This window comes from Azospirillum oryzae (assembly GCF_008364795.1).
In the GTDB taxonomy this organism is placed as follows: Bacteria; Pseudomonadota; Alphaproteobacteria; order Azospirillales; family Azospirillaceae; genus Azospirillum; species Azospirillum oryzae.
In genome coordinates, this window is record NZ_VTTM01000002.1 from 686,112 (window position 1) to 709,161 (window position 23,050).

Below are 23,050 nucleotides of genomic sequence, written 5' to 3' on the forward strand. Positions count from 1 at the left end.
CGCCGCGACCCGGAAAAACGGTTGGGCGGGTTGCGTCCCCCGCGATTGCCGGCCGGTTACGCGGTTCCGGTCGGCGTCGGCACCTGCTGTTCCTGCATCTTGAAGCCGAAATAGGTGCCGTTGCTGATGCCGGTCAGCGCCAGCAGGTTGGCCGACAGCTCCGGCATGCCCAGCGTGCGGGTGACCTCGTAGAGGAAGGTGATGCCCAGCACGCCGGTCCAGGCCAGCAGTTGCAGGCGGTGGATGTTGTAGCCGGCGGCGTCGCTCAGCAGATCGGGCAGCAATCCTTGGGACGGTGGATAGACCTCGGCCAGGCTGGCGGCCATCGCCGTCTGGTCGGGCGGGGTGGCCGCGGCGGCGGCGAGGTAGGCGGCGGCATGCTGGTGGCGCCGGGTGTCGTCGTCGCTCGGCCGGCGGTCCTGGAAGGCGGCCAGGACGGAGGTGCCGCCGACGATCCCCATCAGCGCCATGGTGCCGGTGGTGATGGTGTCCATCGACCCGGTGATGGTCAGGATGGCGACGTAGGAGGCGGTGACGATCCCGCTCCACCACAAGAGCTGGAAGCGGGCGAGGCTGTAGGGCGCCCGGTAGTTGGCCGGCATCGGCACGCCGGCGATCGGCGTGATGGCGTCGGTGCGGCCGAAGTGGCGGAAGAAAGCGAACAGGAACAGCGCCGCCACCAGCGCGAACCAGATCGCGGCTAGCCTCAGGTCGCGGTCGCTGGCGCCCTGGATGGAAACCATCTTCGGTGCGGTCGTCATGCCGCCGGTGGCCGGGCCGAAGGCGACCGGCAGGGACTTGGCGCCGGCAAGGCTGAAGAAGCCGCTGAAGGCGGTCTGCCACGCCGCCCGCCGCTGGGCCGCGTCATCGCCGTTGCCGGCGATGGAGGTGGAAGCGGTACCCACCAGTTCGCCCTTGGCCGAGCAGCCGAAGCTGGCGCGGGCGCCGGGAATGGTCTGGCCGTTGGCGACCAGCACCAGGGCCTGCGCGTTCAGCGTCGCGGCCTGCGTGGCGCAGTCGGTGCCGGCCGGCGGCACCCCCAGGTTCAGTGTCAGCGGCTGTCCCAGCACCACTGTCGTGTCGGCGGCTGCCATCGGCATCTGCGCCTGCGCGGCGCCGCCAGCCGCAATCGTCGTTCCCAAAACCGCGGCGAAGATCGTCCGGATGATCGTGCGTCGCATCGTCATGTCGTCCCCAAAGCGTGCGGGCAACCGATCGCCCGCCCCGCTGAGGACGATATGTCAGGAAACGGGATAAAGCCTATGGCAAAGCAATTTCAAATTATCAAAAGCTGTGACGAGGCGCGACAAGTCACGACAGCGCAGCGGCTCCCTCCCGTTGGCGGCGAATACGGTCGTAGGCTGCATTGATCAGCGCGAGCTTGTGGGTGGCGAGGTCGATGAATTCCTGCGGCATGCCCTGGGCGATCAGCCGATCCGGGTGGTGTTCGCGCACCAGCGCCCGGTGAGCGGTCTTCACCGCATCGTCATCGGCGTGACGCGACACGCCCAGCACCGCGTATGGGTCCGATTCGGCCGGGCCGCCGGCCAGATGGTGGCCGGCGACGATGCGGCGGAAGTCGGCGTCGTCGAAGCCGAAGATCGTGGCGACGGTATGCAGATACTCCACCTCCGTCTCGTGCAGCTCGTCGTCGGCTTCGGCGATCATCAGCAGGCTGTCGAGCAGTTCCTCCAGCACCGCGTGCTTGTCCTCGAACAGCTTGGCGATCTGGCGGGCATACTCATCGAACCCGCGGGTGTCGCGGCGGGCAAGGTCGAAGACGCGACCGACATTGTCCAGTTCCTCCGGCGGGACGCGGAACAGCCGCTTGAAGGTGTCGACCTCCACCCGCTTCACCACGCCGTCGGCCCGCGCCATCTTGGCGGCCAGCGCGATCACGCCGATGGTGAAGGCGACGGTCTGCTTGGCCGCTTCGGCATCGGCGTCGCTCATGCCCCGGCGCGGCTGGTCGTCGGGGCCGCAGGGCGACCACAGGTCGACCGCATGCCCGGCCAGACCGCCCAGCAGGGCGCCGATCGGCCCGCCGGTGAACAGGCCGGCCGCGCCGCCCAGGATCTTGCCCCATATGCTCATACTACGCCCTTATGTCCGCAGGCTCCCCAACCAGGGGCAGCATAGCGGCCGAGCGAGGGCGGGCCAACTGTGGCGTACCGGCAACAGGCCAGCATTGTTCGCATTGCGAAGTTCTAATAAACGCTTGCGATTCCCGTCGCCCACGCCATGTTGCAATGCAACAAAGAGTGCCGGTGAGAGCGCCGGCCACGACAATGACGGTGCCCGCCGGTGGCGGCGCCGGAGCCTGGGGAAAAACGTTCTGCGCGAATGCGTTTTCGGATTTCGAGAACCGTGAGCAGAGCCATGCCTGTCATCCGCAAGATCCTGCCGACCGAACTGCCCCAGTACCGGGCGCATCTTCTCCGCCTCGACCGGGCGGACCGCTATGCCCGCTTCACCGGCACCCTGTCGGACGAGGCGGTGGAGCGGCATTGCGCGGCCATCGACTGGGGCCGGACGGTCATTCTCGGCGCATTCGAGAACGGCGTGCTGCGCGGCGCGGTGGAACTCTGCGGCGACCGTATCCTCTGGCCGCAACAGGCGGAGTTCGGCATCAGCGTCGAATCGACCCTGCAGGGCAAGGGGGTCGGCAGCACGCTGGTCCGCCGCATCCTGACCGTCGCCCGCAACCGCGGCATCCGCCATGTCCACATGATGTGCCTGTCGGAGAATGTCCGCATGCGTGCGCTGGCCCGCCGTTTCGGCGGCTGGCTGGCGCTGGACAGCGGCGAGATCACCTCGCGCTTCGAGCTGCCGCCGCCCAACCAGTTCTCCCTCGCCCTGGAAGCGCTGGAGGATGGGACCGGCGCCTTCAACAGCATCCTGTCCGGCAACGCCATTCTCGGCCGCCTGCCCACCCCGTCGCCGCAGCGGCTTGCCGCCTGAGCAGCGGGGCTCTTCATCGGTGATCCTGTGTTCTTTCCGCCGCTTCCCAACCTCCTGATGGGGACGGGCCACTCAAGCGGTTGAAATTCGCTGCCGGATCGCGAAACTCCGGCCCACGCGCGGTGCGGTTGCCGCGCATGGAATTCGGCGGGTGCGACGATGGGTGAGACGGATAACGCGGCGGTGGCCGGAGGGACGGTGGCCGGAGCGGCGGAGACCAGGCCGGCCCGGTGGCAGTTCTGGGTGGATCGCGGCGGCACCTTCACCGACATCGTCGGCCGCCGGCCCGACGGGTTGGTCGTGACGCACAAGCTGCTGTCGGAAAATCCGGAACGCTATGCCGACGCCGCCGTCCAGGGCATCCGCGACCTGCTGGGCCTGAAGCCGGGCCAGCCGATTCCGCCGGACACGGTGGAGGTGGTGAAGATGGGCACCACCGTCGCCACCAACGCCCTGCTGGAACGCAAGGGCGAGCCGACCGTCCTGCTCATCACCGAAGGGCTGGGCGACCAGCTGCGCATCGGCCATCAGGCCCGCCCGAAGATCTTCGCCCGCCACATCCATCTGCCCGACCAGCTCTATTCCCATGTGGTGGAGGTGCCGGAGCGGGTGATGGCCGACGGCCGGGTGCTGAAGCCGGTCGACCTGCACGCCGTCCGCCGCGGGCTGGAGGAGGCCTACCGCCAGGGCTTCCGCGCCGCCGCGATCGCGCTGATGCACGGCTACCGCTATCCGGAGCATGAACGGCAGGTCGCCTCGCTGGCCCGCGCGGTCGGCTTCACCCAGGTCTCCGTCAGCCATCTCGTCAGCCCGCTGATGAAGCTGGTCGGCCGCGGCGACACCACGGTGGCCGACGCCTACCTCTCGCCGGTGCTGCGCCGCTATGTCGACCGGGTCGCCAACGACCTCAGCGTCGACGGCACGCCGGTGCCGCTGATGTTCATGCAGTCCAACGGCGGCCTGACCGACGCCCGCCGCTTCCAGGGCAAGGACGCCATCCTGTCCGGTCCGGCCGGCGGCGTGGTGGGGGCTGTGCGCACCGCCGGGATGGCCGGCTTCGACCGGGTCATCGGCTTCGACATGGGCGGGACCTCCACCGACGTGTCGCACTATGCCGGCGAGTATGAGCGCGCCTTCGACGCGGTGGTGGCCGGCGTGCGGGTGCGGGCGCCGATGATGCACATCCACACGGTGGCGGCCGGCGGCGGCTCGCTCTGCGTCTTCGACGGCACCCGCTTCCGCGTCGGGCCGGACAGTGCCGGAGCCAATCCGGGTCCTGCCTGCTACCGCCGCGGCGGGCCGCTGACCGTCACCGACTGCAACGTCATGGTCGGCAAGATCCAGCCGCGCTTCTTCCCGCATGTCTTCGGGCCCAACGGCGACCAGCCGCTGGATGCCGAGGTGGTGAAGGCCCGCTTCACCGAACTGGCCGCCACCGTCAACGCCAAGCTCGGCACGACGATGACCCCGCAGGAGGTCGCCGAAGGCTTCCTGCGCATCGCCGTCGACAACATGGCGAACGCCATCAAGAAGATTTCCGTCGAGCGCGGCTATGACGTCACCGGCTACACGCTGAACGGCTTCGGCGGGGCGGCGGGCCAGCATGTCTGCGCCGTCGCCGACGCGCTGGGCATGACGCGGGTCTTCCTGCACCCGCAGGCCGGCGTTCTGTCGGCCTACGGCATCGGGCTGGCCGACACCGTCGCCATCCGCGAGCGCGCGGTGGAAGGTCCGCTGAGCGATGCCGTGGTCGACCGGCTGACGATGCTGTTCACCGACCTGGAGACCGAAGGGCGGACGGAACTGACCCGCCAGGGCGTCGCCGCCGACCGGCAGGCGATCAACCGCCGCGTCCACCTGAAGGCCGCCGGTTCCGACACCACGCTGACCGTCGCCTTCGGCTCGAAGGTGGCGATGACCAAGTCCTTCGAGGAGGCGCACCGCCGCCGCTATGGCTTCCTCACCCCCGGCACCGCGCTGGAGGTGGAGTCGGTGACCCTGGAGGCCGTCGGCCTGACGGACGTTCTGGAGGATCCGGAGCTTCCCGCCAGCACCGCGGTGCTGCCGCGCCGGCTCGCCACCGTTGCCGTCCACAGCGCAGGCCAGCGCCGCGAGGCGCCGCTCTACGACCGCCGCCAGCTTCAGCCCGGCAACCGCGTCGTCGGCCCTGCGATCCTGGCCGAAGCCGTCTCCACCACCGTGGTCGAGCCGGGCTGGATGGCGGAGGTCACCCGCAAGAACCATCTGGTGCTGACCCGGCTGGAGCCGGCGACCCAGCGTCAGGCCGCCGGCATCAAGGGCGGGGCGAAGGTCGATCCGGTGATGCTGGAGGTCTTCAACAACCTGTTCATGTCCATCGCCGAGCGGATGGGCGTGACGCTGGAGAAGACCGCCCGGTCGGTGAACATCAAGGAGCGGCTGGACTTCTCCTGCGCCCTGTTCGACCGCGAGGGCGGGCTGATCGCCAACGCCCCGCACATGCCGGTCCATCTGGGCTCGATGGGCGAGAGCGTGCGTGCCGTCATCGAACGGCGTGGCGGGAGCTTCACCGCGGGCGAGTGCTTTGCGCTGAACGATCCCTACCATGGCGGCACCCATCTGCCGGACATCACCGTCGTCTCCCCGGTTTTCGACGAGGCGGGCAAGGACCTGCTGTTCTTCGTCGCCTCGCGCGGCCATCACGCCGACGTCGGCGGCATCACCCCCGGCTCCATGCCGCCGGACAGCAAGACCATCGCCGACGAGGGCGTGCTGCTGGACTGTGTGCAACTGGTGGAGGACGGCCAGTTCCGCGAGGAGGCCATGCTGGAGCTTCTGCGCTCCGGCCCGCATCCGGCGCGCAACCCGGCGCAGAACATCGGTGACCTGAAGGCGCAGGTGGCGGCCAACGAGCAGGGCACCCGCGAACTGCACCGCGTCGTCCGCCTGCACGGCCTGTCCACCGTCATCGCCTATATGCGCCACGTTCAGGACAATGCCGAGGAGCAGGTCCGCCGCGCCATCGGCGTGCTGAGCGACGGCGACTTCGCGGTGACGCTGGACAATGGCGCGGTCATCAAGCTGCGGGTGTCGATCGACCATGCCGCCCGCTCGGCGATCGTCGATTTCTCCGGGACGAGCACCCAGCTGACCAACAACTTCAACGCCCCCTCGGCGGTCTGCCGGGCGGCGGTGCTCTATGTCTTCCGCTGTCTGGTGGACGACGAGATCCCGATGAACGAGGGCTGCCTGCGCCCCATCGAGATCGTCATCCCGCCCGGCTCCATGCTGTCGCCCAACCCGCCCGCCGCCGTGGTGGCCGGCAACGTGGAGACCAGCCAGTGCATCGTCGACGCGCTGTTCGGCGCGCTGGGGGTGATGGCATCGGCTCAGGGGACGATGAACAACACCACCTTCGGCAACGAGTGGCACCAGTATTACGAGACGGTCTGCGGTGGCTCCGGCGCCGGCAACGGCTTCGACGGCACCGACGCAGTGCAGACCCACATGACCAACTCGCGCCTGACCGATCCGGAGGTGCTGGAATGGCGCTTCCCGGTGCTGGTGGAGAGCTTCCGTATCCGCCGCGGTTCCGGCGGGGCAGGGCGCTGGCGCGGCGGCGACGGCGTGATCCGCCGCCTGCGCTTCCTGGAGCCGATGACGGCGGCCATCCTCGCCAACCATCGCAAGATTGCCCCGTTCGGCCTGAAGGGCGGTGCCGATGGTGCCGTCGGCCGGACCTGGGTCCAGCGCACCGACGGCAGCGTTCAGGAGCTTGCCTCCCAGGACAGCACCGCCATGCGTCCGGGCGACGCCCTGGTGGTGGAGACGCCGGGCGGCGGCGGCTTCGGGGCGGTGGGTTAAGGGGGCTTTTCGGCGGGGTGGTTCCACCCCGCCGCTCACTCCGCCCGATGCGGCGCCACGATGCCGAACCGGTGCATCTGCCGATGGACGGTGGAGCGGTCGACCCCCAGCGCCCGCGCCGTCGCCGACACGTTCCAATGGTGCCGCCGCAGCGTCTCGCGCAGCCGCGCCGCCGGATCCTCGTCCGCCGGCGCCGCCGTCTGGGGCGCCTCCACCGGCCAGGCCTGGAACAGGCCGCTGTGCTGCACCGGCTCCGGAATGTCGTCGAGGTCGATCAGCCCGCCGTCGCTGACCGCGCAGGCATAGTCCAGCGCATTCACCAGTTCCCGCACGTTCCCCGGCCAGCCGTGGCCCCGCAGAGCCGCCAGCGCCGCCGGGGTCAGCCGGTAGCCGACGCCGTCGCGCTCCGTCCGCTCGGCCAGCAGCCGTTCGATCAGCCATTCCAGGTCACCGCGCTGGCGGAGCGGCGGTACGGTGAAGACCGCGCCATTGAGACGAAAGTACAAGTCGTCGCGGAACTTGCCGGCCTTGACCAGTTCCACCAGATCGCGGTGGGTGGCGCCGATGACGCGGACATCCACCGAAACCGCCTTGGTCCGGCCGATCGGCGTCACCTCGCGCTCGGCCAGCACGCGCAGCAGGCGGGTCTGCGACGACAGCGGCATGTCGCCGATCTCGTCCAGGAACAGGGTGCCGCCGTCGGCTTCCAGGATCAGCCCCTTCTTGCCGCGCGCCGTCGCTCCGGTGAAGGACCCGGGCTCGTAACCGAACAGCTCGCTCTCGATCAGGTTTTCCGGCAGCGCGGCGCAGTTGATGGCGACGAAGGGCTTGTTGCGGCGGATACTGGCCTTGTGCAGGGCCTTGGCCAGATGCTCCTTGCCGGTGCCGGTCTCGCCATGGATCAGCAGGCTCATGCGGGTGTTGACCAGCTTCGCCGCCCGCGTCAGCACCGCCTTCAAGGCCGGGTCGCCGCCGGACACCACGCGCAACGGCTCCGGCAGCGTATCGCCGCCATGGTCCGGCACGTGGCTGCGCGGCAATGACACGGCGGGCGGCGGCATCGCCTGGGCGAACAGCGGCAGGCCGGTGCGGCGCAGGCGCAGCGTGCGTTGCTCGGTCGGCAGCGAGCGGACGAAATGGACCAGATCGTCCACCTCGCAGTCGAACAGTTCGGCGAAGGACCGGCCGAGCGGCGACACCCCATCCTCCACCAACAGGTCGCGGGCCTTGTGGTTGAAGCCGACCACCCGCCCGCCGCCGTCCAGCGCCAGCACGAAATCGGGATCGACCTCCGCGAATTCCTGCGACGCCGACAGCTTCACCACCCAGTCGCGGCGGAAGTTGTTGTAGAGGTTGGCGGTTTCGATCTTGTGGACATAGGCGCGCACCAGCTGCAGCGCCAGATACTGGCTGATCTTCGGCTCCGGCGAATGCAGGGCGGAGATGTCCAGCACGGCGGCCAGTTCGCCGCCGCTGTCGAAGACCGGCGCCGCCGTGCAGGTCAGCGGGATGTGGGTGGAGTCGAAATGGTCGGTCTGGTGCACGGTCAGCGCTTGGGCGGTGGCGATGCAGGTGCCGACCGCGCAGGTGCCGGCATGCCCCTCGTTCCAGTCAGCTCCCAAATACAGCCCGGCCCGGCGCAGATGGTTGTCGAAGGTCGGATCGCCGATGAAGTCCACCGTGACGCCGTTGCTGTCGGTCAGCAGCAGGACATAACCCATGCCGGCGACCTGTCGGTACAGCGCCTCCAGCCCGAAGCGGGCCATGCGCAGAAACTCGTCCATCGCGTCGCGATGCTCGCGCAGCCGTTCCTGCGGCAGGATGTGCGGCTCTCGCCCGACGGTGGGGTCCAGCTTGTGGTCGGCGACGCAGCGGCGCCAGGAGCTTTCGATGATCGGATCGCGGGCGGACCGCACGCCGGCGGAGACACGGCCAGTGGAGACACGGACGAGTTCATCGATGTGGGCCGCGCGCGCGCTGTCCATGGTCGTGGCTCCCGCAGTCATCGTCCGCTTGTCCCGCGAACATATTTATATGGAACAGTACCAACCGGCCGACCCGATAGGCAACATGTGCAAAAGCATCAGACCGCCCCATCGGCGGGGCCACGCCATGCCCGTCGGCATACCTGCGTATGACCCCCCGCCTTTCGTTATCCTTCTGCGACATCACGTTAAGGACATTTGCACAACTCGGGTCTCATGCTCCATAAACGGGCAGGGATCGCCGGGAGCTTTCGATTTGCGGATTCTGATCGTCGACGATTCACCGCGCCACCTGACCATGATGGTGTATGAGCTGAACAAGCTTGGTTACGCCACCAGCGTGGTCCACAGCGGTACCGCCGCTATCGAAGCGGTGGCGAACGAGCGTTTCGACGTGGTGATGGCCGACATCCGTCTGGCCGACATGACCGGCATCGAGTTGTGCTGGCATCTGCGCACCGCCCAGGGGCTCCGCCACCTCTATCTGATCCTGATGATCCCCGGCAGCATGACCGACCAGTTCCACGAACTGGTGGAGGCCGGCGCCGACGAGTTCCTGCGCAAGCCGCTCGACTGGAAATGGACCGCGGCGCGTCTGTTGGCGGCCTCGCGTGTCGTGGCGATGCAGCGCGACCTGGAACGGCTGGCGACCACCGACGCCCTGACCGGCGCAATGAACCGCCGCCGCTTCCTGGAAAGGGGGGCTGAAGAGTTTACCCGCTCGCGACGATACGAGCGTCCGCTGTCGGTGGTGATGCTGGATATCGACCACTTCAAGCGTGTCAACGACACCCACGGCCACGCCACCGGCGACGAGGCGATCCGCAACACGGTGCGCGCCTGCAAGGACACCCTTCGGTCCTGCGACCTCATCGGCCGCCTGGGCGGCGAGGAGTTCGCCGTGGTGATGCCCGAAACCTCGCCGGTGAATGCCTTCGCCGCCGCCCAGCGCCTGCGCCAGGCGATCGCCGCCCGATCGGTAAAGCTGGAGGACGGCGGCGAACTGTATCTGACCGTCAGCCTTGGCCTGAGCTGGCTGACCGGCCCCGACACCGGTATCGAACCGCTTCTGGCCCGCGCCGACGCCGCCCTCTACCGCGCCAAGAACGCCGGCCGCAACCGCGTGGAGGTCGAACCGCAGATCGCGCTGCCGAAGTCGATCACGGGGTAGGGGGGCGATCGACTCCCGCGTTCGCCACACCACAATCGATGCAGCGACAAACTGATGGTGTGCAAAGAAAAACCCCCTGACTTCCTTCCGGAAATCAGGGGGCTTCCTGTGATGGTAGCAGCGGAGGGATTTGAACCCCCGACCAAGGGATTATGATTCCCCTGCTCTACCACTGAGCTACGCTGCCATCGTGAGCGCCTTTGTTGGCGTTTCCGCCGCCGTTGGCTACCATCGTGTCCCGTCGTTGCCGCCGGGAGCCGCTATATAGGATAGGGCGACTTGGCCTGTCAACGCGGAATTTTCCAGGGGTGCGATTTTTTTCGGCCGGTCAGCGGAAAGCTGCCTAACCCCCTGATTCAGGCCACCGTTTCACCCGCCTCCATGGCCTCGGCGACACCCCCGGCCGTGCCGGAAATCCAGCCGCCGCCCAGCACGCGGTCGCCCTGATAGACGACGCAGGCCTGACCGGGAGCGATACCGTGCTGGGGCTCCAGCAACTCGACCCGCGCGGTGCCGTCGGGGCCGGCACGCCACAGGGCGGGGGCGGCCGGTTGGGCGGAGCGCAGCTTCACCGACACCTCGATGCCGGCACCCTCGGCCAAGTCGGGACCCAGCCAGTTCACGTCGCGCACCATCACCAGCGAGCGGGCGAGGTCGCGGCGCGGGCCGACGACGACGCGGCGGCGGGCGGGCTCCAAGCGGACGACGTAGAGCGCCTCCTCCTCCTGGCCGCGGATGCCGCCGATGCCCAGCCCCTTGCGCTGGCCGACCGTGTAGTGGACGACGCCCTTGTGGCGGCCCAGCACCCGGCCGTCGACATGGACGATGTCGCCGGGCTCGACGGAGCCGGGGCGCAGCTTCGCCACCACCTCGGCATAATTGCCGTTGGGGACGAAGCAGATGTCCTGGCTGTCGGGCTTGGCCGCCACCTCCAGCCCGTGGCGCTCGGCCAGCACGCGGGTCTCCGGCTTGGTCAGGCCGCCGAGCGGGAAGCGCAGGAACTCCAACTGTTCGCGCGTGGTGGCGAACAGGAAATAGCTCTGGTCCTTGGCCGGATCGACGGCGCGGTGCAACTCGGCACCCTGCGGGCCGGCGATGCGGCGGACGTAATGGCCGGTGGCGAGCGCGTCGGCGCCCAGGTCGCGGGCGGTGTTCAGCAGGTCGCGGAACTTGACGCGCTGGTTGCAGCGCACGCAGGGGATCGGCGTCTCGCCGCGCAGATAGCTGTCGGCGAAATCGTCCATCACGTCCTGGCTGAAGCGGCCCTCGTAATCCAGGACGTAATGCGGGATGCCGATGCGGTCGGCGACCTGACGGGCGTCGTAGATGTCCTGTCCGGCGCAGCAGGCGCCCGGCTTCTGCAGGGCGAGGCCGTGGTCGTAAAGCTGCAGCGTGATGCCGACGACGTCATAGCCCTCCTCCCGCAGAACGGCTGCGGTGACGGAGGAATCCACCCCGCCGGACATCGCGACGACGACGCGGGTGTCCTGGGGGCGCTTGGAAAGACCGAGGGAGTTCATGGCGCCCTATATAAGGCGGGCAGGCGCCCGGAAAAGGTAGGAAAGCAGGGCAGGGACAGGGGAACAGCAGGAAAAGAGGGCCGCCGGGCATCGCGTCGCGCGACGCGGACCCCGGCGGCCGGAACAGGGTTCCCCTGGACCGTCACTTCATCGCGTTGTTGCTGCCGCCCGGCAGGCGGACGACCAGACCGTCCAACTCTTCGGTCATGATGATCTGGCAGCCCAGGCGCGAGGTCTTGGTCAGGCCGAAGGCGAGGTCCAGCATGTCCTCCTCGTCCTCCTGCGCGTCGGGCAGGACGTCGAACCATTCCGGCTCGATCACGACATGGCAGGTGGAGCAGGCCAGCGAGCCCTCGCAAGCGCCTTCCAGGTCCAGGCTGTTCTTGTGCGCGATCTCCAGCACGGACAGGCCGAGCGGGGCGTCCACCTCGCGGCGGGTGCCATCGGGCTCGATGAAGGTCATCTTGGGCATGGGGTCCTCGTTCCTTTAAGGTTGCCTAGCGGTTGTAAGAGGCGATTGTAAGGGAAAAGCGGATCAGGGCCGCGGCGGTGTCAGGGCGGCGCGGCGGTCGCGGACGTCGGCGGCCAGCGCCTCCAGCCGTTCCAGCCGGGCCAGGATGCGGGCGGCACCGTCGGAGGCCGGCGGGCTTTCCGGGCCGGAGGCCGTCTGCGCCTTGCGGAAGGCGGGGGTGAGATACTTGATGCAGGCCTCGACCCGCTGGCTGAGGTCCGCCCCGATGCGGTCCAACTCCAGCGCGTCCTCGGCGCGGGACAGCCGGGTGGCGAGGTCGGCGATCTCTTCATCCCCATTGCCGTCCGCGTCGTCGACGGCCGGCGTGCCGCCCAGCAGGGTCAGCAGTGCATGGGCGCGGCGGATTGGATCGCGCAGCACGTCATAGGCTTCGCGCAGAGCCTCGACCTGGGCCTTGGCGTTGGCCTGCTGGCGTGGGCCGCGGGCGGCGAAGCGATCCGGATCCATGGCGCGGGTGAAGCCGGCATGCTGCTTCGTCAACTGCTCCAGATCGATGTCGAAGCGGCGTTCCAGCCCCAGCCGGGTGAAGGGGTCGAGCGGTCGCGGCGGCTGGGCCGCACCGCAGGCGTGGCAGAACAGGGCGCGCGGCGCCACCGAACGGCCGCAGGTGCCGCACGGCTCCAGATCGCCGGCGATGGCGCCGGAAATTCCGCCGCTGCTGTTGCCGGGCGGGCCGGATTTGGAACGGGTCATGCGCACAGTCCGTCAAAACGCCGAAAGGATCGGCCGATAGGATCGATACCCCGACATCAGGCCGCCACTGCAAGCCGGCGGGCCTTCCGCGGGGTCATACCCATAAGCCGCAGCCGGCGCAATGCGCGAATGCGGACTTTCCGGGCGGGGGACAGATGGTCGCGCGGGCATGGCGGGCGGCAGGCGGGCGACAGCGGAACTCAGCCATCCGCAGACGCGCTTCGCCGCGCCATCGCGGTCCAGGCCGTCAGGAAGCGGTCGACCGCCTCGTCGTCGCTGGTCCAGCCCAGGCTGACACGGATGGCGCTGGCGGCGGACCGGTCGTCCTCGCCCATCGCCGCCAACACATGGGACGGCTTCACCTTGCCGCTGGAACAGGCCGATCCGGCGCTGACCGCCACCCCGGCGAGGTCCAGCGTCATCACCTGGGTCTCGCCGGGCAGGCCGGGCAGCATCAGGCAGCTGGTGTTGGCGACCCTCGCCGCACCGGCCCCCATCACCTGGGCGCGCGGCACGGCGGCCAGCGCCTCGCGCTCCAGCCGGTCGCGCAGGGCCGCGAGGTCGACGGCCTCCGCCAACCCCTCCCGCGCCAGCCTTGCGGCGGCGCCGAAGCCGACGATGCCCAGCAGGTTCTCGGTGCCGGCCCTCTTCCGCCGTTCCTGTCCGCCGCCGCGGATCAGCGCGTCGGGCTCCAGCCCTTCGGCCAGGACCAGCGCGCCGACGCCGGTCGGGCCGCCCAGCTTGTGGGCCGACAGCGTCATCAGGTCGACACCGAGGTCGGGCAGCGACAGCGGCAGCCGCCCGGCGGCCTGCACCGCGTCGCAATGGACCAGCGCGCCATGGGCATGGGCGATGCGGGCGGCCTCGGCCACCGGCTGGATCACCCCGGTCTCGTTGTTGACCAGCATCAGCGAGACCAGAGCCGGACCGTCCGCAGCGGCGAGCCGGCGCTCCAGCTTATCCAGATCGGCGACGCCGTCGCGGGTCACGCCGAAGCGTTCCGCATGGGGCCAAGCGGCCAGCACCGACTCATGCTCGATGGCGGAGGTCAGCAGCCGGCGGCCGGGGAAGCCGCGCAGGGCGAAGTTGTTCGCCTCCGTCCCGCTGCCGGTGAACAGCACCTGTGCCGGCTTCACGCCCGCCAGTGCCGCGACGGCGGCGCGCGCCTCCTCCACCGCACGGCGGGCGCTGCGGCCGAAGGCGTGAACGGAGGATGGGTTGCCGACCAGATCCATCGCCTGACCCATCGCCGCCTTGACCTCCGGCTTCAGCGGAGCGGTGGCGTTATGGTCGAGATAGACACCGGTCCGCCGGAAGGGGGAAACGAACGGGGCGGTCACTTTTCAGGCACGCTCAGCTGCGAAGGCAAATCTCGTCCGGCGGCGTCACTCTGCGGCGGCGACCGCGGTGCTGTCGGCGGCCGGAGCCGGACGCAGCAGGTTCAGGCCGCTGGTGCCGATGATCCGCCGCTCCACCACGTCGGCGACGGTGACCGAGCTGAGATACATATGGATCTGGTTGCCCAGTTCTTCCCACAGGTCATGGGTCAGGCAGCGCGAGCGGTTGGTGCGGCAGCCCTGCGGCGTGCCGTTGGCGCAACGGGTGGTGCGGATCGGCTCGTCCACCGCCAGGATGATGTCGGACACGCGGGTGGCGTCGGCCGGATGGGCCAGCAGATAGCCGCCGCCGGGGCCGCGCACGCTCTTGACCAGCCCGCCCTTGCGCAGCTTGGCGAACAGCTGTTCCAGATAGGACAGCGAGATTTCCTGGCGCTCCGCGATGTCCGCCAGCGCGACCGGGCTGCCTTGGCTGGTGGCGGCCAGATCGACCATCGCCATCACGGCATAGCGTCCCTTGGTGCTGAGTCTCATCGCGATTCTCCTTGTGCTTCGTGCATCCCGCTATTGTGGGACGCCACCGTCTCTAGCGGTGTGGGTGTTGAACGGGGGAGGGCGGCGGACGGGCGGTCCGCTTCCAGCTCGCCGACACGGGCCTGCAGCGCCGTCACCTGATCGAGCAGGCCGGTCAGCGCGCGGGCGACCGGGTCGGGGATCTCGCCGCAGGGGGTGCCGTAGGGCATGAATTTCCCGGTTTCCGCGCGGTCGCGCGGCATGACCGGCTTGGCCGGGATGCCGACCACCGCGGTGTCGGCGGGCACGTCGGCCACCACCACCGCATTGGCGCCGATGCGCGCGCCGCGGCCGATGGTGATGGCGCCCAGGATCTTGGCGCCGGCGCCGACGATCACGCCGTCGCCCAGCGTCGGATGGCGCTTGCCGGGATTGAGGGAGGTGCCGCCCAGCGTCACCCCATGATAGAGCATGACGTCGTCGCCGATTTCCGCCGTTTCGCCGATCACCACGCCCATGCCATGGTCGATGAAGAAGCGCCGGCCGATGGTGGCGCCCGGATGGATTTCGATGCCGGTCAGGGAGCGGGCGATCTGGGAGATCAGCCGGGCGGTCGTGTGCCAGCCGGCGTCGCGGGCGCGCCGGGCGATGCGGTGGAGCACGATGGCATGCAAGCCGGGGTAGCAGAGCGCCACCTCCAGCCGGGACCGGGCGGCGGGGTCCCGCGCCATGATCCCATCGATCTCTTCGCGAAGATGCTTGAACACGCCATCACCCGCCGTGGTATAGTCCGCCGCTCTCATCGGCCGCCCGCGCCTGGCTTCGGCCTGTCGGACCCTCGCGGTTCAGGACCTTTCCGGTTCGGACCCATTCGGGTTCCGGCCGGCAGGGACCCGGACTTATCGATCGGTCCAGCAGGCGCTGGGGCCGATCGGGCGGGTCAGGCGGGTTGTCCCGGAGGACGTTACGACGCATATATGATGACCAAGCAAAACGGTCAAGAATTGTGTGCGGAAAACCCCACTCCAAGACGGGAAAATCCGTGACGGGCCCGACGGCCTGTGTGCCGGGGCGGTTTGCCGGATGAAAATCCGGTCGGTCGTCGCGGTGGTCCCAACAACCCTTTGTCCGCGTCAGGAACGTCGTTCCCATGCCTGAAGTGCTCTTCAACGGTCCCGCCGGTCGCCTGGAAGGCCGTTACACCCACGGCAAGCAGCCGAACGCCCCGGTTGCGCTGCTGTTGCACCCGCACCCGCAGCACAATGGGACGATGAACAACAAGGTGGTCTTCACCCTGTTCCAGTCCTTCACCAAGCGCGGCTATTCGGCGCTCCGCTTCAACTTCCGCGGCGTCGGGCGCAGCCAGGGCACCTACGACAAGGGGGAGGGCGAACTGGCCGACGCGGCGGCGGCGCTCGACTGGCTGCAGACCTACAACCCCAATGCGCCGCTCTGCTGGATCGGCGGCGTGTCCTTCGGCGCCTGGATCGGCATGCAGCTTCTGATGCGCCGTCCGGAGATCGACGGCTTCGTCTCGGTCTCGCCGCCGGCCAACCTGTTCGACTTCTCCTTCCTGGCGCCGTGCCCGTCCTCGGGCCTGATCATCCATGGCGACAAGGACGAGGTGGTGCCCCAGGCCGCGGTGACCAAGCTGGTGACCAAGCTGTCGCACCAGAAGGACATCCGCATCGACCACCGCGTCGTCCCCGGCGCCAGCCACTTCTTCGTCAACCGCACCGACGATCTGGCGATCCAGGTGGACGACTATCTGGACAAGGCGCTGGGCAATCCCATCGCGGCAGTGGCGGAGTAAGTAATCCCAGTCCCATCTAACCGTCCCCCCGAGAGCGTGGGCGGTTGGATGGGACTGGCGCCGTGTCTATTATTGCTCGCAGCCCAGAACCCACACGTCGTAGATCGGGTTCTCCATCGCCGACAGGGCGGGGCTGGAGGCGAACATCCAGCCGCTGAAGACCGGTTCCGCCTGCTCGCCGGGCTTGATTTCCGTCACTTCCAGGAAAGCGGCGGATTCCGGCGTTTCGATCGGCGGGTTCTCGCGGCAGGCGCGCAGCGTGATGCGCAGGCTGCTCATCGCCTTGGTCTCTCCGACCTTGATGGTGAAGGTGGAGGTGCGGGCGGTCACCTTGTCGAGCCATTGCAGTTTGGCCGCCGGCCGCTCGATCATCTGGCTCGGGACCGGTGCGGCCTGGACGGACGCGGTTGCCAGCAGGGCGGCCGCCAGCGGGAGAAGTCGAAGAAGTCTCGTCACGTCGGATCGCTTCCGTAATTGCGGACGGCATCCCACGGCAGCATCCGATCAATCAGGAGACCTCTGCCGGGGCGCTCCGCCTTCTATCCCGGAAGCGGGGTCAGCGTCCAGTGGCGGGGGGCTCTGGGGTGTGTTGTGCAGGGTATGTTGTGCGGATCGGGTGCTTCAGCGCGTGACGGTGCTGCGCGAGGCGGGGGCGCTGTAGGTGGCGCCGGACCCGCTCTGGGCCTCTTCGCGGTCTTCGATCTTCTGGGTCGCCGCACCGGCGCCAGCACCCGCGGCGGCCCCGACCACGGCACCCACCGGTCCGCCGACCACCGCGCCGGCCGCGGCGCCGCCAAGCCCGCCGGTGGCCGATTTCTCTTCCATGTCGGCGCCGCAGGCGGCGATCGCCAGGGCAAGGCCGAGCACGGCCAAATGGGACAGACGCATCGCATTTCCTCCTGCCTCGCATTCCGGGAGCATCGCCATCCGGATTGCAGGAGGAACGCTTGAGCGTGGCCGTCGGTTCCGGCCACGCCCAGGGTTCGAGTGATTACAGCTTCGGCGGCTGGGCCGGCGCCTGGCCGGGAGCCTGACCCTGCTGGCCGCCGGTGGACTGGCCGTTGGCCTGGTCACCCGACTTGCTCATGCTCTGCAGCGAGAAGATGACCTGCCCCAGCAACTGCTCCAGGCCCGGAGTGCTCTGCGTGAACTCGATCTTGCCGTTCGCCTTGATCATGTCGGGATCACCGCCGGGCTCCAGCGACAGGAACTTGCCACCCAGCAGGCTCTCCGACGCGATGACCGCCGCGGTGTCCTTGGGCAGCTTCACCGAGTTGTCGACCGACAGATGGACGACCGCCTGATAAGTGGTGGGGTCGAGCGTCAGCCCGGTGACCGTGCCGACCTTCACGCCGCTGATGCGCACGTCGGCGCCGCTCTGCAGGCCGGTGATGCTGTTGAAGTTGGCGGTGACGTCATAGCCCTGCACCTTGCGCAGGTCGGCGCTTTTGTAGGCGAAGGCAAGGAACACGGCGGCCACGGCGAGCACGACGCCGCCCAGCACGGTTTCGATCACATTCCGGCGCATAGAGCTATCCTGCTGCGAGTTCCCGAATCGAAACCCGGCCCGAAAGGGGCCGGGCATTCCGTTCCGACGTGATGGTCAGTCCCGGCAGGGATCAGCTCGGCGTCCAGGGCTCGTAATCGCCGGTGGCCGGCACGCGCTGTCCGCCAGCCAGCACATGGCCGGGCGGACGGTAGGCCTGGACCGAGCCCGACATGTTGGGCAGATGTTCCTTCTGCCACGGCTTGTGGAAGGCGCTCGACCCCTCGGGCAGCGGCTCCTTGGTGGTGTGGTGCAGCCACCCGTGCCATTCCGGCGGGATCTTGGAGGCGTCGGGCTCACCGGCATAAAGGACCCAGCGGCGCTCGCGCGTGCCGGGCTGGGTGTCCTTGGTGCGGTAATAGACGTTGCCGAAGCGGTCGCTGCCGACCTTGGCGCCCCGACGCCACGTGACGTAACGGATGTGGATGTTCGCCAGTTTGGTGAACAGGGAGATCGGCTCGCTCATCGTCGCTCACGAATTCCGGAGTCTGGCCCCGCGGACACGGGGCTGGTCGAATGCGGGCCGCACTATGACACCGCAAGTGCCGCGCGTCCACCGTTGGTGAGGCCCAATTTGCCGGCTTTCGGCTCGTTGGAGAGCGGAAGCTCCCCGGCGGCGGTCGCTCTGCGGGAACGCCCCGTTTCCCTTGACGCGCCCAGCCGATTGCCGTATGCACCCCGCGCATGCGCCGGCACCCCTGGAGGCCGGCGCCCTTTCGTTTTGGAGCATCGTCATGACCAAGATCATTCCGCTCGGCGCTGAGACGCGCGAACGGGCCGGCAAGGGGACCGCCCGCCAGACCCGCCGTGACGGCCGTATCCCGGCCGTCATCTACGGTGGTAAGCAGGCTCCTGTCACCATTTCGCTCGAGAAGTTCGAGTTCACCCGCGTCCTGCATCAGCCGGGCTTCTTCACCCACCTGTTCGACGTGACCGTCGACGGCACGGCCCATCGCGTCCTGCCGCGCGACGTGCAGTTCCACCCGGTGACCGACGTCCCGCTGCATGTCGACTTCCTGCGCGTCTCCTCCGACACCCGCATCAACGTGCAGGTTCCGGTCGAGTTCGCCGATCAGGACAAGTCGGCCGGCCTGAAGCGCGGCGGCGTCCTGAACATCGTCCGTCACGAGCTGGAGCTGAGCTGCCCGGCCGACAACATCCCCGAGCACATCACCATCTCGTGCGAAGGCTTCGATGTTGGTGACTCGATCCACATCTCCTCGGTCAAGCTGCCGGAGGGTGTTTCCTCGACGATCACCGACCGCGATTTCACCATCGCGACCATCGTTGCGCCGTCGGGCCTGAAGTCGGAAGAGGGCGCCGCTGCCTGATCGGGAGCGTTCGACCTTCGAAGATGGTTACGGTGGGGGGCTTCGGCCCCCCGCTTCGTTTGTGGAGAGTGTTTTCCAAAGGGTGAGGGACATGCTGCTTCTGGTCGGACTGGGCAACCCCGGCAACGAGTATGCCCGCAACCGCCACAACATCGGCTTCATGGCGGCGGAGACCATCGCCCGACGCCATCGCTTCACCCCGTGGAAGAAGCGTTTCCAGGGCCAGACCGCCGAGGGCACCGTTGCCGGCGACAAGGTGCTGGCGCTGGAGCCCGCCACCTTCATGAACCTGTCCGGCCAGTCGGTGGTGGCGGCCCTGCAATTCTACAAACTGAAGCCCGAGAACGTCGTCGTCATCCATGACGAGCTTGACCTGCCCCCCGGCAAGATCCGGGTGAAGAAGGGCGGCGGCCATGGCGGGCACAACGGCCTGCGCTCCATCGACGCGCATATCGGCAAGGAATACTGGCGAATCCGCCTCGGCATCGGCCATCCCGGCAACAAGGATCTGGTCAGCGGCTATGTCCTGCACGACTTCGCCAAGGCCGACCAGACCTGGATCGACCCGCTGCTGGATGCCGTTTCCGACAACCTCCCCCTGATGGTGGAAGGCCAACCGGAGATGTTTATGAACAAGGTGACGGTGGCGACGCAGGCGCGATAAGCCGCGGCCTGCCAGTTCTTCCCCCACTTCGCGTTTGCGCTTTGCCCCCCTTCGTAGGATAAAGCGCCTCAATTCCAGAATTTCCGACGGCGAGCACCCACCCATGGGCTTCAATTGCGGCATCGTCGGCCTGCCGAACGTCGGCAAGTCGACCCTTTTCAACGCGCTGACCGCCACCCAGGCGGCCGAGGCGGCGAATTTTCCCTTCTGCACCAAGGAGCCGAACGTCGGCCGCGTCAGCGTGCCCGACCCGCGGCAGGACAAGCTGGCGGAGATCGCCAAGTCGCAGAAGGTCGTCCCGACCCAGTTGGAGTTCGTGGACATCGCCGGCCTGATCCGTGGCGCGTCGAAGGGTGAAGGGCTGGGCAACCAGTTCCTCGCCAACATCCGCGAGGTGGACGCCATCGTCCATGTGCTGCGCTGCTTCGAAGACGACGACATCACCCATGTCGAGGGCAGCGTCGATCCGTTGCGCGACGCCGAGGTGGTCGAGACCGAGCTGATGCTCGCCGACATGGAAAGCCTGGAACGCCAGCTGACCAGCCTGCAGAAGAAGGCCAAGGGCGGCGACAAGGACAGCAAGATCAAGGCCGACCTGATGGAGCGCGCCCTGAAGGTGCTTCAGGACGGCAAGCCCGCCCGCGTGGTCGATGTGTCGGACGATGAGCGGCCGGTGTTCAAGCAGTTCATGCTGCTGACCGACAAGCCGGTGCTCTACGTCTGCAATGTCGAAGAGGCGTCGGCCGCCACCGGCAATGCCTTCTCCGCCAAGGTCGCCGAAAAGGCCAAGGCCGAGAATGCCGAGGTCGTCGTCATCTCCGCGGCCATCGAATCCGAGGTCGCGCAGCTCACCGACCCGGCCGAGAAGGCCGAATTCCTTGAGTCGATGGGGCTGGAGGAAACCGGCCTGAACAAGCTGATCCGCGCCGGCTTCAAGCTGCTGGACCTGATCACCTTCTTCACCGTCGGCCCGAAGGAGACGCGCGCCTGGACCGTGCGCCGCAACGCCAAGGCTCCGGAGGCCGCCGGCGTCATCCACACCGACTTCGAGCGCGGCTTCATCCGCGCCGAGACCATCGACTACAACAGCTTCGTCACGCTGGGTGGCGAGCAGGGGGCGAAGGACGCCGGCAAGATGCGCCAGGAAGGCAAGGAATACGTCGTCCAGGACGGCGACATCTTCCACTTCCGCTTCAACGTCTGAGTAAGCGGGGATTGAGGGAGCGGTGGCATCATCGCCCCCTTTCCACCTCCGCCGTCACCCAACCGTCATATTGTCGTAACAATCGGCGCGCCCCACACTTCAGTTAGGGGTGCCGCTTGATCGCATCCCCGATCTGACAGAGGGGGTGCGATGCAGGCGACGCGGGTGCTGCTGGAACTGGCCGGGAATGTCGTGCTGCTCCTGTGGGGGCTGCACATGGTGCAAAGCGGGCTGACCCGCGCGCTTGGCGGCGACCTGCGCCGCATCCTGGGGGCAGGGCTGCGCAACCGCTGGACCGCCTTCCTGTCCGGCATGGGCATCACCATGCTGCTGCAGAGCAGCACCGCCACCGGCCTGATGGCGACCGGCTTCACCGCCACCGGGCTGGTGTCGCTGATGCCGGCGCTGGCGGTGATGCTGGGGGCCAATGTCGGCTCCACCCTGATTGTCCAGATTCTCGCCTTCGATGTCGCCCATGTGGCGCCGGTCCTGCTGCTGGGTGGCTTCATCGCCTTCCGCCGCGGTGCGCGGACGCGCAGCCGCGACCTGGGCCGGGTCGCCATCGGGCTGGGCCTGATGCTGCTGTCGCTGCATCTGCTGCTGGCGACCATCGCCCCGGCCGAGAACGCACCGATGCTGCGGCGGATGCTGGCGATGCTGACCGCCGATCCGGTGGTGGCGGTAATGCTGGCGGCACTGCTGTCCTGGGCCGCCCATTCCAGTGTCGCCGCCATCCTCCTGATCGCTTCACTGGCCGGCGGCGGGGTGATCGGGCCGGAGGCCGCGGTCGCCATGGTCGCCGGCGCCAATCTTGGCAGCGCCGTCAATCCGGTGATTGAAGGGCCCGGCGGCGACGGCCGCAATCCGGCGGCAAGGCGGCTGCCGGTGGGCAATCTCATCAACCGGCTCGTCGGCTGCGTCATCGTCGTGCCGCTGCTGGGGCCGATCACCGCCGGCTTGCAGGCGGTGTCACCGGATGCCACGCGGCTGGCCGCCAATTTCCACCTCGCCTTCAATCTGGCGATGGCTGGACTGTTCATCGGGCCGCTTCCCTGGTTCGCGCGGCTGCTGACCCGGATGTTTCCGGAACGGGTTGCGGTCGCCGATCCGGCGATGCCGCTCTATCTCGACCGCAGCGCGCTCCGCGTCCCCCATCTCGCCGTCGCCAACGCGTCGCGCGAGGCGTTGCGCATGGCCGACACGGTGGACAGCATGCTGCGCGGCGCGCTGGACGTGATCCAGACCGACGACCGCAAGCGGGTGCAGGAGATCCGGCGGATGGACGACGTGCTGGACCGGCTGCACGACGCCATCAAGCGCTACCTCACCCAGATCAATGTCGAGGATCTGGACGAACGCGATGCCCGCCGGGTGTCGGATGTGCTGACCTTCACCATCAACCTGGAGCATGTCGGCGACATCGTCGACCGCAACCTGATGGAAGCGGCCTCCAAGAAAATCCGGCGCAGGCTGCGTTTCTCCACCGAGGGGGCGGCCGAGATCGCCGGCATGCTGGAACGGCTGAGCGAGACCCAGCGTCTGGCCGCCGCCGTCTTCGTGTCGGGCGACGTCCGGTCCGCCCGCGCGCTGATCCATGAAAAGGAGGTGATCCGCGATCTGGAAACCAGCGCCACCGAGGCGCATTTCGCCCGTCTGCGCGCCGGCCGCAAGGAAAGTGTCGAGACCAGCGCCCTTCATCTGGACATCCTGCGCGACCTGCGCCGGATCAATGCCCATCTGGTTGCCGCCGCCTATCCGGTGCTCGATCAATCGGGGGAGCTTCTGCCCAGCCGTCTCAAACGAGGGGCAGCACGGGCGTGACCGTCTGCTCCCGATGGGGGTATGGCGCGGCTTCCGCTTCGACCTTTTCTTGTCACCGATCCAGCAACGTTAACACTTTCGTAACCATATAAAATTCGTCAAGCTCTTTCGCGACA

General features: G+C 68.2%; 21 protein-coding genes and 1 tRNA gene. 8 read left to right on the plus strand and 14 right to left on the minus strand.

Going from position 1 to position 23,050, the window contains the following annotated elements; genetic code table 11:
• Positions 1-56: 56 nt before the first annotated feature.
• Positions 57-1,181, minus strand: coding sequence for a hypothetical protein (locus tag FZ938_RS09320; RefSeq protein ID WP_246457786.1), 1,125 nt, complete (start codon positions 1,179-1,181; stop codon positions 57-59).
• 130 nt (positions 1,182-1,311) lie between these two features.
• On the minus strand, positions 1,312-2,094 hold the full coding sequence (locus FZ938_RS09325; RefSeq protein WP_149198240.1) for a TerB family tellurite resistance protein: 783 nt from the start codon (positions 2,092-2,094) through the stop codon (positions 1,312-1,314).
• A gap of 285 nt (positions 2,095-2,379) precedes the next feature.
• On the opposite strand from FZ938_RS09325, the gene FZ938_RS09330 reads away from it, so the two are divergent.
• Together FZ938_RS09330 and FZ938_RS09335 are read left to right on the plus strand one after the other, a co-directional pair.
• Positions 2,380-2,961 (plus strand): GNAT family N-acetyltransferase, encoded by a 582-nt coding sequence (locus FZ938_RS09330; RefSeq protein WP_149198241.1) that lies wholly within the window; start codon positions 2,380-2,382, stop codon positions 2,959-2,961.
• A 159-nt stretch (positions 2,962-3,120) separates the two neighbouring features.
• The gene (locus FZ938_RS09335) at positions 3,121-6,804 is read left to right on the plus strand and encodes a hydantoinase B/oxoprolinase family protein (RefSeq protein WP_149198242.1); all 3,684 of its coding nucleotides are present in this window, start codon (positions 3,121-3,123) and stop codon (positions 6,802-6,804) included.
• A 35-nt stretch (positions 6,805-6,839) separates the two neighbouring features.
• On the opposite strand, the gene FZ938_RS09340 is transcribed toward FZ938_RS09335, so the two are convergent.
• Positions 6,840-8,789, minus strand: a complete 1,950-nt coding sequence (locus FZ938_RS09340; protein WP_149198243.1) for a sigma-54-dependent Fis family transcriptional regulator — start codon at positions 8,787-8,789, stop codon at positions 6,840-6,842.
• A gap of 256 nt (positions 8,790-9,045) precedes the next feature.
• Between FZ938_RS09340 and FZ938_RS09345 the strand changes: the two genes are divergently transcribed.
• Positions 9,046-9,960, plus strand: coding sequence for a GGDEF domain-containing protein (locus tag FZ938_RS09345; RefSeq protein WP_149198244.1), 915 nt, complete (start codon positions 9,046-9,048; stop codon positions 9,958-9,960).
• A 112-nt stretch (positions 9,961-10,072) separates the two neighbouring features.
• On the opposite strand, the gene FZ938_RS09350 is transcribed toward FZ938_RS09345, so the two are convergent.
• The 7 genes from FZ938_RS09350 to epsC all read right to left on the minus strand — a co-directional run bounded on the left by FZ938_RS09350 (position 10,073) and on the right by epsC (position 15,358).
• A tRNA-Met gene (locus FZ938_RS09350) sits at positions 10,073-10,147 on the minus strand.
• Positions 10,148-10,316: 169 nt separating this feature from the next.
• Positions 10,317-11,480, minus strand: a complete 1,164-nt coding sequence (mnmA, locus tag FZ938_RS09355) for a tRNA 2-thiouridine(34) synthase MnmA (RefSeq protein WP_149198245.1) — start codon at positions 11,478-11,480, stop codon at positions 10,317-10,319.
• Positions 11,481-11,622: 142 nt separating this feature from the next.
• Positions 11,623-11,952 (minus strand): ferredoxin family 2Fe-2S iron-sulfur cluster binding protein, encoded by a 330-nt coding sequence (locus tag FZ938_RS09360; protein WP_149198246.1) that lies wholly within the window; start codon positions 11,950-11,952, stop codon positions 11,623-11,625.
• A gap of 63 nt (positions 11,953-12,015) precedes the next feature.
• Positions 12,016-12,705, minus strand: coding sequence for a molecular chaperone DnaJ (locus tag FZ938_RS09365; protein WP_149198247.1), 690 nt, complete (start codon positions 12,703-12,705; stop codon positions 12,016-12,018).
• A 200-nt stretch (positions 12,706-12,905) separates the two neighbouring features.
• Positions 12,906-14,045: a cysteine desulfurase family protein gene (locus FZ938_RS09370; RefSeq protein WP_149198248.1), complete on the minus strand. Its 1,140-nt coding sequence runs from the start codon at positions 14,043-14,045 to the stop codon at positions 12,906-12,908.
• Between the two features lie 45 nt (positions 14,046-14,090).
• On the minus strand, positions 14,091-14,576 hold the full coding sequence (locus tag FZ938_RS09375) for an Rrf2 family transcriptional regulator (protein WP_085089868.1): 486 nt from the start codon (positions 14,574-14,576) through the stop codon (positions 14,091-14,093).
• Entirely contained in the window at positions 14,573-15,358 is a 786-nt protein-coding gene (gene epsC, locus FZ938_RS09380; protein ID WP_149198249.1) for a serine O-acetyltransferase EpsC, read from the minus strand. Before epsC ends, FZ938_RS09375 begins: the two co-directional genes overlap by 4 nt.
• Before the next feature lie 347 nt (positions 15,359-15,705).
• Here epsC and FZ938_RS09385 point away from each other — a divergent pair, with 347 nt between their 5' ends.
• Positions 15,706-16,368, plus strand: coding sequence for an alpha/beta hydrolase (locus FZ938_RS09385; protein WP_109073919.1), 663 nt, complete (start codon positions 15,706-15,708; stop codon positions 16,366-16,368).
• Positions 16,369-16,437: 69 nt separating this feature from the next.
• On the opposite strand, the gene FZ938_RS09390 is transcribed toward FZ938_RS09385, so the two are convergent.
• The 4 genes from FZ938_RS09390 to FZ938_RS09405 form a co-directional block, all read right to left on the minus strand.
• On the minus strand, positions 16,438-16,824 hold the full coding sequence (locus FZ938_RS09390) for a DUF2155 domain-containing protein (RefSeq protein ID WP_149198250.1): 387 nt from the start codon (positions 16,822-16,824) through the stop codon (positions 16,438-16,440).
• Positions 16,825-16,989: 165 nt separating this feature from the next.
• Positions 16,990-17,256 (minus strand): hypothetical protein, encoded by a 267-nt coding sequence (locus FZ938_RS09395; RefSeq protein WP_246457789.1) that lies wholly within the window; start codon positions 17,254-17,256, stop codon positions 16,990-16,992.
• Between the two features lie 103 nt (positions 17,257-17,359).
• Positions 17,360-17,896 (minus strand): outer membrane lipid asymmetry maintenance protein MlaD, encoded by a 537-nt coding sequence (gene mlaD / locus FZ938_RS09400; RefSeq protein WP_149198251.1) that lies wholly within the window; start codon positions 17,894-17,896, stop codon positions 17,360-17,362.
• Between the two features lie 91 nt (positions 17,897-17,987).
• Positions 17,988-18,380 (minus strand): NADH:ubiquinone oxidoreductase subunit NDUFA12, encoded by a 393-nt coding sequence (locus FZ938_RS09405; RefSeq protein ID WP_085089864.1) that lies wholly within the window; start codon positions 18,378-18,380, stop codon positions 17,988-17,990.
• Between the two features lie 268 nt (positions 18,381-18,648).
• On the opposite strand from FZ938_RS09405, the gene FZ938_RS09410 reads away from it, so the two are divergent.
• The 4 genes from FZ938_RS09410 to FZ938_RS09425 all read left to right on the plus strand — a co-directional run bounded on the left by FZ938_RS09410 (position 18,649) and on the right by FZ938_RS09425 (position 22,934).
• Positions 18,649-19,245, plus strand: a complete 597-nt coding sequence (locus tag FZ938_RS09410) for a 50S ribosomal protein L25/general stress protein Ctc (protein WP_149198252.1) — start codon at positions 18,649-18,651, stop codon at positions 19,243-19,245.
• A 91-nt stretch (positions 19,246-19,336) separates the two neighbouring features.
• The gene (gene pth / locus FZ938_RS09415; RefSeq protein ID WP_149198253.1) at positions 19,337-19,909 is read left to right on the plus strand and encodes an aminoacyl-tRNA hydrolase; all 573 of its coding nucleotides are present in this window, start codon (positions 19,337-19,339) and stop codon (positions 19,907-19,909) included.
• Between the two features lie 103 nt (positions 19,910-20,012).
• The gene (ychF, locus tag FZ938_RS09420; RefSeq protein ID WP_149198254.1) at positions 20,013-21,113 is read left to right on the plus strand and encodes a redox-regulated ATPase YchF; all 1,101 of its coding nucleotides are present in this window, start codon (positions 20,013-20,015) and stop codon (positions 21,111-21,113) included.
• A gap of 150 nt (positions 21,114-21,263) precedes the next feature.
• On the plus strand, positions 21,264-22,934 hold the full coding sequence (locus FZ938_RS09425; RefSeq protein WP_149198255.1) for a Na/Pi cotransporter family protein: 1,671 nt from the start codon (positions 21,264-21,266) through the stop codon (positions 22,932-22,934).
• The last annotated feature ends 116 nt before the right edge of the window (positions 22,935-23,050 follow it).

Bases quoted from the DNA above. Each gene is read 5' to 3' on its own strand.
- FZ938_RS09320 (WP_246457786.1), bottom strand. From the start codon at position 1,181: ATGCGACGCACGATCATCCGGACGATCTTCGCCGCGGTTTTGGGAACG.
- FZ938_RS09325 (WP_149198240.1), bottom strand. From the start codon at position 2,094: ATGAGCATATGGGGCAAGATCCTGGGCGGCGCGGCCGGCCTGTTCACC.
- FZ938_RS09330 (WP_149198241.1), top strand. From the start codon at position 2,380: ATGCCTGTCATCCGCAAGATCCTGCCGACCGAACTGCCCCAGTACCGG.
- FZ938_RS09335 (WP_149198242.1), top strand. From the start codon at position 3,121: ATGGGTGAGACGGATAACGCGGCGGTGGCCGGAGGGACGGTGGCCGGA.
- FZ938_RS09340 (WP_149198243.1), bottom strand. From the start codon at position 8,789: ATGGACAGCGCGCGCGCGGCCCACATCGATGAACTCGTCCGTGTCTCC.
- mnmA (WP_149198245.1), bottom strand. From the start codon at position 11,480: ATGAACTCCCTCGGTCTTTCCAAGCGCCCCCAGGACACCCGCGTCGTC.
- FZ938_RS09360 (WP_149198246.1), bottom strand. From the start codon at position 11,952: ATGCCCAAGATGACCTTCATCGAGCCCGATGGCACCCGCCGCGAGGTG.
- FZ938_RS09365 (WP_149198247.1), bottom strand. From the start codon at position 12,705: ATGACCCGTTCCAAATCCGGCCCGCCCGGCAACAGCAGCGGCGGAATT.
- FZ938_RS09375 (WP_085089868.1), bottom strand. From the start codon at position 14,576: ATGAGACTCAGCACCAAGGGACGCTATGCCGTGATGGCGATGGTCGAT.
- epsC (WP_149198249.1), bottom strand. From the start codon at position 15,358: ATGAGAGCGGCGGACTATACCACGGCGGGTGATGGCGTGTTCAAGCAT.
- FZ938_RS09385 (WP_109073919.1), top strand. From the start codon at position 15,706: ATGCCTGAAGTGCTCTTCAACGGTCCCGCCGGTCGCCTGGAAGGCCGT.
- FZ938_RS09395 (WP_246457789.1), bottom strand. From the start codon at position 17,256: ATGCGTCTGTCCCATTTGGCCGTGCTCGGCCTTGCCCTGGCGATCGCC.
- mlaD (WP_149198251.1), bottom strand. From the start codon at position 17,896: ATGCGCCGGAATGTGATCGAAACCGTGCTGGGCGGCGTCGTGCTCGCC.
- FZ938_RS09405 (WP_085089864.1), bottom strand. From the start codon at position 18,380: ATGAGCGAGCCGATCTCCCTGTTCACCAAACTGGCGAACATCCACATC.
- FZ938_RS09410 (WP_149198252.1), top strand. From the start codon at position 18,649: ATGACCAAGATCATTCCGCTCGGCGCTGAGACGCGCGAACGGGCCGGC.
- pth (WP_149198253.1), top strand. From the start codon at position 19,337: ATGCTGCTTCTGGTCGGACTGGGCAACCCCGGCAACGAGTATGCCCGC.
- ychF (WP_149198254.1), top strand. From the start codon at position 20,013: ATGGGCTTCAATTGCGGCATCGTCGGCCTGCCGAACGTCGGCAAGTCG.
- FZ938_RS09425 (WP_149198255.1), top strand. From the start codon at position 21,264: ATGCAGGCGACGCGGGTGCTGCTGGAACTGGCCGGGAATGTCGTGCTG.